This is a genomic window from Paenibacillus sp. cl6col (genome assembly GCF_900102125.1).
GTDB classification, from domain to species: Bacteria; Bacillota; Bacilli; order Paenibacillales; family Paenibacillaceae; genus Paenibacillus_B; species Paenibacillus_B suaedae.
In genome coordinates this window covers 668,866-683,316 of record NZ_FNAZ01000001.1, presented here as the reverse complement: position 1 = coordinate 683,316, position 14,451 = coordinate 668,866, and the positions used below count along the sequence as shown (strand labels likewise).

Sequence of the window (14,451 nt, the reverse complement as noted above, 5' to 3'; positions counted from 1 at the left end):
AATCAGGCTTGAAGTTGCCCAAATGTGCAGCACTCGTTTTCCTCGTTTTGCCCCGTTTTCCCCCTGAATATTGTTCTACCTGTACAATCAGACATCCTCTCTTATTTGCATCTTTAGAAATATTAACATCTATTTTTTCCATTTCTATCAAATCAGATTGTATTCTTGCCGTTATAATATAATAGGAAAATATATCTAAATAAGGTGGATTGTTCCGCCTATTCTGATACTAAAGCCTAGGACTTCAGAAAGAACTCGGAGTATAGGGATAAAGGGGGTAGGCTTGGTGCAGCATTTGGATGAAAAAATTTTGGCGATGATGAAAGAGCTGGAGGAAGAACGACAGGAACGTGACGGCGAGATGAGGGAAGAAGATGGGGGAGAAAGCGGCGAAAGAGGGGGTAACGTTAAGCGAGAGTCTATCGATCTCAATCATCCGCTAATAAGCGTCAACGGACAAATGATTCCGCTAGCGGATCGGACTTTGCTGGCGGGCAAGCTTCACGTAAGGATGCCGAAAACTTGGCGCCTCATGACTCAGCAGGAGGCTGCGATCAAATATCCTTCGGTATATCGTCCATCCCTAATTTATACGAACAATGAAGGTACCGTGAACTTAACGATCAACCTCACAGAAGATCCGCTTGAAGAAGAGGGGCTTGCTGTTTATACGGAGACGATGGCTCGCATGATTCGCTCGGTACAGCCTATCCGTTCCTGGATCGATGAAGGCATGATGGATTCTGATGAAGGGGAGCGCGCAGGGTACTGTGAATTCACCGCTTCCGTATTAGACGGGACGCTGTACTATTACATGATGTTCAAGAAGCTGGAAGGAAGCGCGCTACTCGTTTCTTTCTCATGCAGTGCAATGGACATGCGGAACTGGAAACCAGTGGCCCATGCGATGATGCGGGCGATACAAACCCTCGGCAGTGAGAAAGGGGAGAAACGAAGTGAGTCTTACTTATGAGAATTTGAGCATTCATCCATACCAATTAGTCCACCTGCAGGAACTGACCCTGACGAAGCAGCTCAACGAGCATGCGCGGCTGCGCTTCACGGGGGTTGTGTCCGAGGAAAAGAGCAAGCTTTATGTGGATATGACCGATACAGACACCTCTATTGAATTGAATCAAATGGATACGGACGGTGGGAGCAAACCACTGTTCCGGGGAATCGCACTTTCTATCGAAATCCAAGTCGTGCAGGGCGTTCACTATTTGGAAGTGGAGGCGATATCCCATACCTACGTCATGGATGTGAAGACCAAGACGAGATCTTTCCAGAATGTAAAGATGACGATCCCTCAACTTCTTGAACAGATAGGCAAGGAATACCCGGGACTTGACGTGATGGATGAAGCAACTGCTGGGGCTAAGCTGCAGCGAATGGCTTTGCAGTATGAGGAGACGGATTGGGCGTTTTTACGGAGAATGGCCTCTCGATACCATACCAGTCTAGTTCCGGCAGCTCAATTCCATGAACCTAAATTCTATTTCGGTATTCCTGATGGTTCAAGAGTGATTCGGTTGGAGCAAATGAATTATACCGTTAGCAAGCGATTGGCGCCGTTCCGATATTTCGTAGAAAATGAAGCCGCATCTGTCGGCGAAAACGATTTTATTACCTATGACATCGAAACGGATGAGGTATTCGACTTAGGCAGTCCTATTCAATTTCAAGGAGAAAGTCTCTTTGTGCGTGAAGCGCAGACGACGATGCAAGGCGGAATGCTGAAGCATCGGTATGTGCTCTGCTCTCACAAAGGATTGCGGCAGAAGGAGTATAGCCATGAGCGCTTGATCGGCGCATCCATTCGCGGAAAAGTGATTGATGTGGCAGGGGACAAGGTAAAAATTCACTTTGAATGTGATCATGAGCAAAAGAAAGAGGAAGCGCGCTGGTTCCGATATTCGACCGCTTATTCGGCGGAAGGCAGCACCGGATGGTACGTCATGCCGGAGATTGGCGATCCAGTAGCCGTTTATTTTCCCGGAAAGAAGGAAGAGGAGGGCATCGCTGGCGGTGCAGTACGCCAGAATGCTGAACCGAGCGGACGCAATAAGCTAAGCAATCCCGATGTGAAAATATTCCGTACGCCATCCGGCAAAGAAATCAGGCTTGCTCCGGATGAAATCGTCATTACCGGGAAGGATGGCGCCATTTATATTCAACTGAACGATGATGAGGGCATTCACATTGCCAGCAGCAAAGGAGTCAGCATCACTGCGGATGGGGATATCTCCATGAATGCCGGACGCAAGATGGTGTTGTCCGCAGGCAGTGAAATGAACATGAGCTGCAAGGGCAGCCAGCTTCATTTGGGACGTCAGGCGCGCTTAACAGGCAGCAAAGTGAAGTCGAACTAAGCATGCGGAAGAGGAGGTTGTCATGAACAGCGAAGCAGCGTTAACCCATTTCATTCAAGAAGCAGTACCTCGCGAGAGGAGCGAGATGCTCGCTGCAATCGGACAAGAATGGGATGAAGCCAAGCAAGAATGGGTGCAAGAATTTGTCGATGGCTTCCGGAAATGGTGCAAGGTCATTCGTGAACAGCAGCTCTCCGGGAAAAAAGGAAGCCTTGGATTCATCACCTACTCTATGCTGAGAACGGACATTGCGCAGGGACGAGCTCGCTATCTCGTACAAGCGTCCGACAGCTCGTGGCTGTTCGACGCCGAACCGGTTGAAGGCTACTATGACGGCTTGTGGGCTTATCGCTACTTGGATTTGCTGGCAGACAGATTGAAGCTGGCCAGCCGCGAATATAAGGGGGCCGTTCATTCCGCACATCTGGAGCGCATTCGTCTGCGCGAGGCCGTTCACATACACCGCGTCGTGGTCAGCCTGATTCGGCTGGCGATGCAGGAAGCTTCCCAATTGCCGGAGTTCCAAGCTGTGGAGAAGGCAGAAGTATTCGAGGTTCGGGTAGGAGAATATTTGGATCACAGTGAATGCGTGTTCCGGCTGGACTTGAGCAAGCGCGATGCAGAGGAAGTGCGGTCATGGCTGCGGGAGGGAAATGAAGAGGATTACGCATATGAAGCTTTTCACGCTATGGATTTGTCGGAGGGAGATTGGGCGGGGATTGATCTTCGGTACAGCGCATTTCGAGACTGCTGCTTGTCGGACAGCCGTTTTCTTGATGGCGTTCTGATCGGCACGCTGTGGCAGGAGTGTCGGTTGGATGGCGCCAACTTTGCCTACAGTCTTATTAGCGGTGCGAACTTTAGCGGGTGCTTCATGCCGTCGACGGTGTTTCGGGGCGTTCAGGGCAAGCGGGGCGTGCTGCCATTCGACGGATTTCCACCCATATTTGATGGGGTTCGATTTGAGGGATCCAACTTGACCGGTGCTGATTTTACCCGAGCCAATCTCCCTGGCGCAGTGTTCACTGGAGCCACGCTGAAGAATGCCGTCTTCCGCGGAGCAAATCTCAAGGGGGCGCGCTTCGATAAGGCGGATTTGAGCGGAGCGGATTTTCAAGACGCGGATGTAACGGGGGTCAACTGGAATAATGCGCATTGGGATGAGGAGGATCACCGCCTGCTCTCGCGGGGAATGGGGGGACGGCCATGAATCGGTTATTCAGACTTGTTGCGGATGAACGGATTGCGAATCGGGCAGAGCCGAATATGATGGTGCCCGGAACCGTGCGCCGACTAGAGGAAGAAGCCGGCGTGGAAGAGCAGCCGCTTGTCTTCCCGATACGGGAACGGAATGACGTCGAATATGTCGATTATATGGATCGGCCCATGCCCTTGTTATCGGATCGCGTTAAGCGGCTGGTCGAGCTGTACATGCCTGAATTGCGTTGGCGTCCTGTTATTTTGACTGATATGAAAAGGGAACGGCAGGAAGTCTATTGGATGACGTCGCTGCCTCGCCTATGCTGCCTCTCGCCTGATAGCGAATTCCACAAGGATGGGGGCTTGAAGCGGCTTGTGCTGGAAGGAAAGCGGAGCTATCGGCCGCTGTTCCAAGTGGATGAAATTCGCGAGAGAGTATGGATCGCCAATCTGGCGCTTGCCGAGAGTCTGCTGCGGCGGGATGTGTACGGGGTTCATTTTGCTGAGGTTGAAATGGATCAAAAGTGAGAGTGCGTTTAAGCGGTGTAGGAAACGACTCTGCTTGAGCATGATCTCAGAATGAAAGAAAGGGGATTAGAGCGATTGGGGAAGCAACAGGAGGATATCCGCGTTCAGCCGGGAAAAGGGCGCAAAGGCAGCTATGTCGTAGCGGGCGCTATTCTAAGCTGCAGCTTCGGCACTCAGCCGACCCGGCTCACAATGCCAGAATGCCACGGTACATACGTGAAGGGCAAGGCTCAGATGAACGTTGGGGATTTCGTGCCGGGCGTGAACATCTCTTCTTTTGGCAATTGTTCTTGTTCGATGAATCCGGCCGTTCAGAGCAGTAATTTGGTCGATATTTATGGGGTGAAGAAAGCTCCCTGCATTCCGGTAATGACCATTCCTTGGTTGAACGGCAAACATGATGTGCATGTGGCGGGACAACCCGCTTTGCTTAGTAGTTGTACGCATCAATGCCTTTATGGCGGTGTCATTCGCATCGAGGATGACGGACAGGAACTGGATTGATCGGAATACGCGCATAGACGATAGAACAATACATTCCCGTTACCAGTAATCAAATCATGCAAGGAGGGGAGAAGTTGGAGAAGAGCATGCAAAGCGCAGAATATGCGGCAGGCTACGGTCATATCCGTGTGGTGTGGGCGCATGATATACAGCGAATCCATGAGCTGCGAATCGAGAAGCGAGTGAATGAGCATGCCCGGCTGCATATGCGCGCCCTGCTGGCGGAGGAGCGTGGCGATCGGGATATTGAGGCGTATGATTATGGCAAGTCCGTAAAGGTAGAACAGCTGGGAGATGACGGTTCCGTAGTCCGAACGTTGTTCTGTGGTCAGGTGATGACTCGTACCATACAGGCGGAGCGCAGTGTATATGTCTTGACTTTAGAAGCGATTTCCTGGAGCTATGAGCTGGATGTACGACCTAAGAGCCGTTCATTCCAGCCGGAGCATACGACTTATAAGGATGTCCTGGAACGAGTACTGAAGGACTATGCGCGTTCGGATTCAATCGATACTGCAAGCCAAGGTAGCACGTTGGGATCTTTTACCCTACAATATGAGGAGACGGACTGGTCGTTTTTGAAGCGGATGGCCTCAAGGCTCGGCACGGTGTTAGTGCCGGAAATTACCGCAGAATCTCCGAAGCTGTTCTTCGGCTTGCCGACAGGAAAGCATTGGAGGCTGGATGAACAAGAGCCGTATCGGGTTCGAAAGAGCTTTCGTTCTTTGCTGGGGCATGAAGAGCAGAAGTTGCTATTCGGGAATGGGTTCGGTTCGTCGTCCGCAACCGTGTATTCGCTAGAGAGCGGAAGATGCTTCGTTTTGGGTGATCGCGTCAGCCTGCCAAGCGGCATAAAGACGGTTGTAACCGAAATCGTAAGCGAGATGAAGAGCGGGCTTCTATTGCACACCTATCAACTTTGTGCAGAGGAAGATGTTATCTGTCAACGTACAGAGAATTGGCAGGCGACAGGCGCTGTGCTCAGCGGGATTGTTATCGGGGTGCAGCGGGATCGGGTAAGGCTGCGTTTGGATATGGATGGCGAAGATGCTGTTTCGGATGGCTGTTGGTTCCCGTATGTAACAAGCTACGCAGCTGAGGGAAACAGCGGCTTGTATTGGATGCCGGAGCCGGGAGATCGAGCGCAGTTGTATTTGCCTTCGATGCATGAGGCAGAAGCCGTAGTGCGGGGCTCACTGCGTCAGCATGCTGACGTTGATAAACCCGATGAGAAAGTATGGAGCAGCAAGCGCGGCAAGCGGATCAGCATGGGAAGCACTGAACTGAAGCTGGAAGCGGGCGGCGGCTTGAATATCCGCTTGAATGCAGGCAACGGCGTACATATTCATAGCACGAATAGTCTTGCAATAAGCGGCCGGGACATTATGGTCAAGGCAGGCCAGCAAGTAAGCATGAAAGCAGGGCATTCGCTCTATTTGCGCGGAGGCGAGAGCAGTCTTATTTTGGACGGCGAATCGGATATTCGCTCGGATCTCTTGCATCAGGAAGGCACTGTGAGGTCGCCGGTGCATGTGACCCCGCTTACACCGGTGCCGGAGCCGCCGCTGATGACGGTGGAAGCCTATGAGGCCGGGCAGGCTGCGAAGACGGCGGCAGCTGAATCCCAAGGCGTTACTGGGGCTCAAATCGGGTTGCTGGCAGGTGCGGCGCTCAGTCTGCTGGGCATGATTCCGGTAGCGGGAGTGGTTGGCTCGCTAGTAGGCTCGGCACTAAGTGTTCTCGGCATGATGTCCTCTTCCAGCGGCTTCCGAATCGGGTTGCCGTCAGGCGGAGGCGGGGGGACGGCAACAGGCCCGCTCAGTGAAGAAGAAATGGTTCAGCTGGAAATGCAAAGGGAGTTTGCGATACTGCTTGGCAAAGTATTCACCGATGCGAGAGGCTGGAGAAACCCAGAGACCAAAGAATCATTAGTACGATTCTTGCTGACTCTCAACAAAGGGATGGAGATGGCGGCGAGCAAGATCCCGCAAGATGTCCGAGTAGCAAACAAGAATATACGTGAGGCAATGGATATATACAGAAATCTAGACAGAGATGATCCCATAATTTGGTTGCAATTAAAGGATATTAATGATAAATTGCGGTTTGGAAACATTAATCCTGAAACCTATAATCCATGGGAAGATGATTTTTTAGCACCACAAACGAAAAATGATATAGCCAACGATATTAAAAGACTGTGGGGGTCAAATCAAGAAGGCGGTCAGCTAGTTGATGGAGAGCTTGCAGCACAAAACTATCTATATATTGTGGATCATACTAGTGAAGGTGCAGCTTTGGCTGGAGGTATTTCGGGGTTCAAAGGATCGAATCGTCGTAGTCCCCCACAACAACAGCCAATCAAGCCGCAAGGAATATCGAAAGGAAGCAATATTAAGGAAATTAAGGTAAACTGGGGTCAAGCGACGACGTTTATTAAGGAAAGATTTGAAGCCTTACAAAAGTCTGCTGGGCAATTGTCTAAGAATAAGCTGGCGTACGATGGGCCAAATGTGAACTATAAATCGTCAACGCAGAAGCCTCTAGAGCCGACGAAGAATCAGATTGAGGTGCGGAAATATTATCCTGGGACCGAGCCGGAGAATTCAGCGTCGGGATCTGCGTCGGGCAAAAATAAGAATTCAAACGGTAAGAAGGATTATAAACTTTCCGATGAACATAAAATCTCTCAAAAAATATTAAATGAATATGATAATATTAAACTCGGAAATGGCACCCCTAGATTTGATAAAAATGGGGAACAAAAAACATTTCATGCTAATGAAATGAAAAATAGAACAGGAAAGAATAACGTTTGGGATGGTTCAAAAGAATGGGATGTTCCGGGCACTAAACATAGGATATTAGAGAGGACTGACGGAAGATTTGGCTATGTAGTTGATCATGATTACAGTAAGCCCAAATTATTCCCATCGCCTTGGTTTCCAGATGGTGGGAAATTCAAACCATAAGAATGGTTAATGGAGGAAATAAAGTGGGAATTAAATTCTCTATTCTTGATGAGGAAAGTGAATTAGTAATTGGATATTGCAAAGAAATAGAGGGGCTGGATGGTAAGGTTTATTTTGATGGGGATTTAGCTTACCATAAAATTGAACTGAAACAGTTTGTTTTTTGTCAGAAATTTAAAGAATACCTTGTTAAAAGAAAAGAATCGATAAGTAGGCTAGTCTATATTTGTATCATTGATAATGATACAAATCCAATTGGAAAGTTCCGTTTTTCTATTTATGATGATATTTATTATCATAAAACTGGAGTTCCAGAAAGTGCTTCGGATGTTATTTGGAGGGGCTCTTTAAATGAAGTATTATCTAATAAAGAAATCGAAATTTGGAATAATTGGAGGATCTCTCCCCCATTGAAAAAGAATGAATGGTCTAGTCTTTCTGAAGACGAAAGAAGATCCTGGTTAAAAGTTGTAAAAAATTATAATATAAATAAATCGGAATGTAATGAAATGCAGGAGGGAATTTTTCACCTAGATGGAACATTTGTAACGGATTATCCATCTTTCTTTTGTGCATTAGGAGAAGCTATTAATGGGCCTGGAGGTTATTATGGATTTGATATTTGCTCTCTAATTGATTGTTTTTATGGAGGATTTGGTGCAACCGCACCTTTCACCCTTATATGGAATAATCATCAGATAGCAAGAAAATTCTTGGATATAAATTCTTGGGTCAAAGAAATTAACTATAAGAGGAGTTGGGACGATAAACTTATAGATAAGCCAGAATTCGAAGAGGTAGGGAATAGACCCCTATTCCAAGCACTTATTGAGAATATGGAAAATGAAGTAATATTAGTGCTGAATTAACAATTTTTTATAATCAATGAATTTATCTATATAAGTTGAATTTATGTTTAAGAAAAATATGGAACGGCTTAACAAGGATCATCGAAAATTTTGTGTAAACTCTATTTTTACCCGCTCCCAACAACAAGATCGTACAACAACCAAACAACCAAACAACCAACCAAACAACCAACCAACCAACCAACCAAACAACCAACCAAACAACCAAACAACCAACCAAACAACCAATCAAACAAACAAACAACCAAACAAACAAACAAACAAACAAACAAACAAACAAACAAACAAACCAAACGCTTGATAAACCTTCAAAGCTCATTCTCACTTGCACCGTAAGTAGGGATGAGCTTTTTTGCATGTTCAAAATCAAGGAGGACGAAATGGAACTTACACCAACAAACCACCACTAGTGACAACAAACTTACTAATCTTAGAAGGCTTATTCCAATTTGAAGCAAGAAGAATTAATAGGCTTTTTCTATGTAAACATTAATTAAACCCTCATAGAATATAGGCTTACGGTTTGCGATACTCCTTGGCAAAGTATTTACCGATGCGAGAGGCTGGAGAAACCCGGAGACCAAAGAATCATTAGTACGATTCTTGCTGACTCTCAACAAAGGGATGGAGATGGCAGCGAGCAAGATCCCGCAAGATGTCCGAGTAGCAAATCGTAATTTATCGAAGGACCTGGATTTCTACAGTTCCATCGATAGATGGTATTTGCCTAATCGTTCTCGGGTTAAAGATATTGATCCCGTCCTATTCGACCATCGAATAACGGATATAATTGGAATAAAGGAATTGATTAATTGATAGGGAGGACATAATGATAAACCCTAAAAAATTTGAGATGGCGTTTAAAAGATATCACAAGAATTTTGTTGATGGTATTAAATTTGAAGATATAAAAGAAGAGTATGATGAATGCAAGAGCGAAGTTATTGATATTGTTGAAGAAAGAGACGTAGAAAAGGATCATATTTTATTAATTAATTTGTCCTCAATTTTTTCTTACTCCTTATCACAATGGAAACACGATGTATTGATCAACGGCGGAAACAATCCAGAAGGATTAAAGAACATGCAAAAGGTCGTGTTTTATCAATGTATGGGGCAGGATCTGTATACAACAAGATACCCTCATATGACATTAGAATATACATTTAGAGAAGTTGTCATCACATTGATCCATTTTGCGATGTATGGATGGGAGAAAGAAGAAAATATATTATATGATTTTATCGTTTCTCACTTCGGCGGACATTTAATGGATGTCAATGAAGAGAACAGACATATTTGGTTTTTGCTTGAGTTGTACCTGCAGTATAGAAACAAAACCATCATGGGAACGAATAACAAATTGCATCTAGCTGTGAAAAATAGGTTAAAGGAGGATGGACAGCGATGCGGCTCAATCCCTGATGATTTAGACATTTATGATGAAGTGCTTGACCGATGGTCCACTAGTGAACTGCTGGAAATAGATCATCTAATTTCGAAAATGTCCCTTTATCATTCTATTTTAGCTTCTAAAATCGGCCAGCTGGACGAATTTGGTGACTTTAGATATGGATTTTATCCATTTGAAATCTTATTCTTGATCCATGCAAGGGAAAAACTTGGGTTACCCGTTCCCGCACACCTTGACGATTTGTTGATGAATACCCCCGAAGCAAAAATGGTGTTTGAAGACCCTGAACCATACCCTGAATGGGATCCTGCACTTCAGATGATCGATCAATTTTATCGTAAAAACTATCCTGAATATATTCCTAACCAGCATGGGGAGTTGTTTCAATAAAGGGGGAAAAAGCATGCAAGATCAAGAAGTAGCACAACTCATCTTCCCTATTAACAATGATCTGGAACAGTTTTTGAAGGATGAAGGAAGTTATGACATACATGATGATCTGTTAAAATTCGGGTTAAAAACGAAACGGTTTTTATACGTTGACTATAAAGGTGAGCAGCATCAAGAGATCGTCAATTTTATTCTGGACTATGAATTTGCCCATCACATTGAATTAGCAGCAAAGGAAGAACTTGAGCAATTAGAAGCGTATGACTACGAATTTTTACCTGATAAGATCAGAGAGGCTAACAAAATACTGTCACCAAAGGGGTATGGACTATTTTTATATCCAAATTCGGGCGACTTTTATGCACTATTCATTGCAAAATTAGAGAATATAACAAAATTACTGCAAAAAGAATTGCTACTCGATGATAGAATCCCTTTCCAAGAAAGGTGTATCAAGTATTATAGATAGCGTTTATAGCATTCAGGGCTTAAGTTTGTACGTTATCGAGATCCTGTCTAAAATTTTGTGTAAACCCGTATATAACCCCAAAACAACTATCAAATCAAACACTTGATAAACGTTCAAGCTCTTTCCAACTTGAATCATGAGTAGGAATGAGCTTTTTTACATGATCGAATCAAAGTAGGACGAAACGAAATTTCCACTAAGGACAAACAACATTTAATTTCAAGAAGACTCATTCCAACTTGAATAGAAAAGATGGAATAGGATATTTGCGTAAACATTAATAAATCCCAAACAGAAGCGCTGGATTTCTACAGTTCCATCGATAGATAGGATTTGCCTAATCGTTTTCGAGTTCAAGATATTGATCCTGTCTTATTCGACCATCAAATAATTGATATAAAACAATATAATGCATGGGAAGATCAGCATTTAACACCGGAGCAGAAAAATGATATCGCAAATCTGATATATGAAAGATTCAAGGATGACACAGATTTAGCGATTCAGAACTATTTCTATGTCGTGGAGCATACGAGTGAAGGGGTTGACGCATTAGCTGGTGCTATTGGCGCTAGAGCTGTCCGCAGTCGTAATCCACAACCGCCAATCAAGCCGCAAGGAATATCGAAAGGAAGCAATATTAAGGGAATTAAGATAAACTGGGGTCAAGAGACGACGTTTATCAATGATAGATTTGAAGCTTTACAAAAGTCTGTTGGGCAACTGTCCAAGAATGAGCTGGCGTACGATGGGCCAAATGTGAACTATAAATCGTCAACGCAGAAGCCTCTTGAGCCGACGAAGAATCAGATTGAGGTGCAGAAATATTATCCGGGGAGTAATCCAGAGAATTCATCATCAGGATCTACGTCGGGAAAAAATAAGAATTCAACCGGTGAGGGGACGCCAAAAGCTTCGAATGTTGGAAATGTAGTTAAGGACGGAAATAAAGCGAAATATACGAATCCAGCAGAGAATGAATTAACCTGGGTTGATCAGCATCCTAAGAGTATTACTAATGATATTGATGCTAAGTTAAACAGTACAGACCCGGGTAAGGCTACTGAAGCTAAAGTAGCTTCTTCTGTAAGAGAAACTAAGGAAGTTACAGGGTTTGGATGGACAGCAAGTTAAAAAGGCAGATAATAGTTTAGCTGGTGATTTAGATGTTGTTACTAAAGATGAGATTATTGAAGTTAAAAAATCAATAAAGGCAATAACAGATATAGAACAGTTTGATAAATATGTAAACCCGAATAATGGTAGTTATTTCAATCCCCATCAGAAGAAAGTTATTTTGTATATTGAAAAACCGTTGACAAACGTACATCCGAATGATTTGAAAAAATTACAGAAGATTAAATCTAAGGGGGTTACTATTGTTAATTCTCTAGATGAACTTAAGGAGGCGTTAAAATAAAATGGGTACTTCGGCAGTTATCCTTACAAAAAAAGGGAATTATTCACCTGAGAAACTGTTAGCAGATACAATAGTCTCGGTATTTCATGCTGATGCAACTCTATATTTTCATAATAATAAGAACTATTCGGATAATGGAGAATTTTCATATACTACACTGAACATTAATAACAATTCATTTGCAGAGAAAAGTGAGCAATCATTTATTTTTTCTGTTCACGCTATTAACAGTCCAAGCATTGATTTTTACTATCATGAAGACTTGGAACTGGATTCTAATCTATCATTATGTCAAATTGGACATATTGAAGATATTTATGGTGTTCAAAAATTAATTTTTACTTTTATTTATGAATACCTTAGATTAAATCCTGATGATTACTTCTGGGTTACAGATTTTGATTGGGTTTATGGCTGGGAGGACATGAAAAAATTGAAATCTTTACCGTATGATCCAGATTGGTGTTATCAAGACCCAAGGTTGATTGATTTATCTTAAATTATTCTGCTACCCAGTGCCGAATGAACCTATCATTCAAACAATAATACATATAACCCTATAAAGGTTTTCACTAATTTGTTTGTACGTACATCAATGCTTGAATTTTATACCCTAAATAACGCTGTTGCGTTACATTGAACAGATCAATTATGGTCGGATACCACCATGATTGATCTGTTTTTTGTTATCTTCGTTTTATCACACTATTTTCAAATCAATCACAACTTTTTTATATATAGTCAGATTGTTATCATCCTTACCCATCATGATAATAACAATCCATACACAGGGGTGATTTCTTTTATGCACTACAAAATGCGTCATGTTTACATTGGTTTAGATGGCGGCGAGCAAGATCCTGCAAGATGTCCGAGTAGCAAATCGTTATTTATCGAAGGCGCTGGATTTCTACAGTTCAATAGATAGATGGGGTTTGCCAAATCGTTTTCAGGTTCAAGATATTGATCCCGTCTTACTCGACCATCAAATAATTGATATAAAACAATATAATGCATGGGAAGATCAGCATTTCACACCACAGCAGAAAAATGATATCGCGAAGCTCATATATGAAAGATTCAAGGATGACACAGATATAGCGGCTCAGAACTACTTCTTTGTCGTGGAGCACACCAGTGAAGGGATTGATGTATTAGCTGGTGCTATTGGCTCTAGAAAAGGGAAAGGATTTGTTTGCGATCATAATCCACAACTGCATCGTAAGCCGCAAGGAATTTCGAAAGGGTTTAAGAACATTTATAATGCATTTGTGTTGGGGACTTTGCCCATCAGGAGAGAAAATGACGTTTAAAGTGAAATGTGAAAACCGTGAGGCTTGCTAATTATAGCAAACTCACGGTTTTTTTCAGTTTTTTTGTGCTTTCACTTGCTCTTTCGTAATTGTGCCTGCTCTTGATTGATCAAAGAGGGCTTACATCTTTTGCTGGGCAGCATTCTCAATCTTGACTGCCTTCATCACTTTATTCGTGTCTTTCGTCATGCTGCGAGCCGTGCCGAACTTCACTTCCATATTGATGCCCAGTTCTTGCAACTTAGCTTTCACTTGTTCTTCGGTAAGGGTTCCCGCTTTCATTTGGTCAAGAATGGATTTCACTTTTTCCTTAGTTGCTTCATCAAGGTTATCCATTTTCGATTTATCCATCTTTACTTGGAAGTGATGACCCTTGCTGAAATCTACATTCAATTCGATGCCAAGCTCTTGCAGCTGAGATTTGGCTTGCTCTTTCGTAAGCGCTCCTGTTCTCATTTGCTCAAGAATCGCTTTCGCCTTTTCTTTGGCAGCTTCGTCAAGGTTATCTAATTTCGCTGCGTCCATCTTTACCATTACACCACGAGCTGTTTTGCTGAAATTCACATCCATGTCAATGCCAAGCTCTTGCAGTTGAGCTTTCACCTGCTCTTTGGTAAGCGAACCAGCTTGAGCTTGGTCAAGAATGGTTTTTACTTTTTCTTTGGTAGCGTCATCGAAGCTAACGGAAGTCACTTTGCCCTTGAATAAGATGCCGTCATGAGCCGCGTTGAAATCAAAATCCACATCGACGCCAAGTTCTTGCAGCTGAGGTTTGGCTTGCTCTTTCGTAAGCGTCCCTGTCTTCACTTGATCGAAAATGGCTTTCACCTTGTTTTGAGTTGCTTCATCGAGATTACTTGCTGCCGTTACCTTAACAGCCGCTGTCAGTTGTCCATTCCCGATAGATTGCGCAGGTACCTCGGCAGCGAATGCGGATCCCAGAGAGGTGAGTGTGAGTACAGCTCCTAAAGCAGTTGTAGCGAGTGTCTTTTTCATAATT

At 43.9% G+C, this 14,451-nt stretch carries 15 protein-coding genes; 14 read left to right on the top strand and 1 reads right to left on the bottom strand.

Annotated elements, in window-relative coordinates; translation table 11 throughout:
• The first annotated feature begins 286 nt into the window (after positions 1–286).
• From BLS15_RS02915 to BLS15_RS02850, 14 genes are all read left to right on the top strand, one after another.
• Positions 287–973 (top strand): hypothetical protein, encoded by a 687-nt coding sequence (locus BLS15_RS02915; protein ID WP_021254729.1) that lies wholly within the window; start codon positions 287–289, stop codon positions 971–973.
• A complete protein-coding gene (locus tag BLS15_RS02910; RefSeq protein WP_021254728.1) occupies positions 957–2,372 on the top strand; it encodes a phage baseplate assembly protein V in 1,416 nt (471 codons plus the stop codon). Before BLS15_RS02915 ends, BLS15_RS02910 begins: the two co-directional genes overlap by 17 nt.
• A gap of 22 nt (positions 2,373–2,394) precedes the next feature.
• The gene (locus BLS15_RS02905; protein ID WP_021254727.1) at positions 2,395–3,582 is read left to right on the top strand and encodes a pentapeptide repeat-containing protein; all 1,188 of its coding nucleotides are present in this window, start codon (positions 2,395–2,397) and stop codon (positions 3,580–3,582) included.
• The gene (locus BLS15_RS02900; protein ID WP_028532105.1) at positions 3,579–4,100 is read left to right on the top strand and encodes a hypothetical protein; all 522 of its coding nucleotides are present in this window, start codon (positions 3,579–3,581) and stop codon (positions 4,098–4,100) included. Before BLS15_RS02905 ends, BLS15_RS02900 begins: the two co-directional genes overlap by 4 nt.
• Positions 4,101–4,175: 75 nt before the next feature.
• Entirely contained in the window at positions 4,176–4,604 is a 429-nt protein-coding gene (locus tag BLS15_RS02895; protein ID WP_021254725.1) for a DUF4280 domain-containing protein, read from the top strand.
• 74 nt (positions 4,605–4,678) lie between these two features.
• Positions 4,679–7,576, top strand: a complete 2,898-nt coding sequence (locus BLS15_RS02890; protein WP_175460701.1) for a contractile injection system protein, VgrG/Pvc8 family — start codon at positions 4,679–4,681, stop codon at positions 7,574–7,576.
• 23 nt (positions 7,577–7,599) lie between these two features.
• Positions 7,600–8,445: a barstar family protein gene (locus BLS15_RS02885; protein WP_254777271.1), complete on the top strand. Its 846-nt coding sequence runs from the start codon at positions 7,600–7,602 to the stop codon at positions 8,443–8,445.
• Positions 8,446–8,535: 90 nt separating this feature from the next.
• On the top strand, positions 8,536–8,781 hold the full coding sequence (locus tag BLS15_RS29750; protein WP_368087118.1) for a PT domain-containing protein: 246 nt from the start codon (positions 8,536–8,538) through the stop codon (positions 8,779–8,781).
• 493 nt (positions 8,782–9,274) lie between these two features.
• Positions 9,275–10,249: a hypothetical protein gene (locus BLS15_RS02875; protein WP_090509784.1), complete on the top strand. Its 975-nt coding sequence runs from the start codon at positions 9,275–9,277 to the stop codon at positions 10,247–10,249.
• Positions 10,250–10,262: 13 nt separating this feature from the next.
• On the top strand, positions 10,263–10,718 hold the full coding sequence (locus BLS15_RS02870) for a DUF6630 family protein (protein ID WP_090509780.1): 456 nt from the start codon (positions 10,263–10,265) through the stop codon (positions 10,716–10,718).
• 333 nt (positions 10,719–11,051) lie between these two features.
• A complete protein-coding gene (locus BLS15_RS02865) occupies positions 11,052–11,852 on the top strand; it encodes a hypothetical protein (RefSeq protein ID WP_090509774.1) in 801 nt (266 codons plus the stop codon).
• Positions 11,833–12,138 carry a hypothetical protein gene (locus BLS15_RS02860; RefSeq protein ID WP_090509769.1) on the top strand — a complete coding sequence of 102 codons (306 nt, stop codon included), beginning with the start codon at positions 11,833–11,835 and terminating at the stop codon, positions 12,136–12,138. Before BLS15_RS02865 ends, BLS15_RS02860 begins: the two co-directional genes overlap by 20 nt.
• A gap of 1 nt (position 12,139) precedes the next feature.
• Positions 12,140–12,637 (top strand): hypothetical protein, encoded by a 498-nt coding sequence (locus BLS15_RS02855; protein WP_090509765.1) that lies wholly within the window; start codon positions 12,140–12,142, stop codon positions 12,635–12,637.
• 343 nt (positions 12,638–12,980) lie between these two features.
• Entirely contained in the window at positions 12,981–13,451 is a 471-nt protein-coding gene (locus BLS15_RS02850) for a hypothetical protein (RefSeq protein ID WP_090509760.1), read from the top strand.
• A gap of 120 nt (positions 13,452–13,571) precedes the next feature.
• Here BLS15_RS02850 and BLS15_RS02845 read toward each other — a convergent pair whose 3' ends face one another.
• On the bottom strand, positions 13,572–14,447 hold the full coding sequence (locus BLS15_RS02845; RefSeq protein WP_090509756.1) for a hypothetical protein: 876 nt from the start codon (positions 14,445–14,447) through the stop codon (positions 13,572–13,574).
• Between the last annotated feature and the right edge of the window lie 4 nt (positions 14,448–14,451).

What these genes read in the sequence shown, in the direction of transcription:
- BLS15_RS02850 (WP_090509760.1), top strand. Translation starts at nt 12,981, where the DNA reads ATGGCGGCGAGCAAGATCCTGCAAGATGTCCGAGTAGCAAATCGTTAT.
- BLS15_RS02875 (WP_090509784.1), top strand. Translation starts at nt 9,275, where the DNA reads ATGATAAACCCTAAAAAATTTGAGATGGCGTTTAAAAGATATCACAAG.
- BLS15_RS02905 (WP_021254727.1), top strand. Translation starts at nt 2,395, where the DNA reads ATGAACAGCGAAGCAGCGTTAACCCATTTCATTCAAGAAGCAGTACCT.
- BLS15_RS02900 (WP_028532105.1), top strand. Translation starts at nt 3,579, where the DNA reads ATGAATCGGTTATTCAGACTTGTTGCGGATGAACGGATTGCGAATCGG.
- BLS15_RS02855 (WP_090509765.1), top strand. Translation starts at nt 12,140, where the DNA reads ATGGGTACTTCGGCAGTTATCCTTACAAAAAAAGGGAATTATTCACCT.
- BLS15_RS02845 (WP_090509756.1), bottom strand. Translation starts at nt 14,447, where the DNA reads ATGAAAAAGACACTCGCTACAACTGCTTTAGGAGCTGTACTCACACTC.
- BLS15_RS02870 (WP_090509780.1), top strand. Translation starts at nt 10,263, where the DNA reads ATGCAAGATCAAGAAGTAGCACAACTCATCTTCCCTATTAACAATGAT.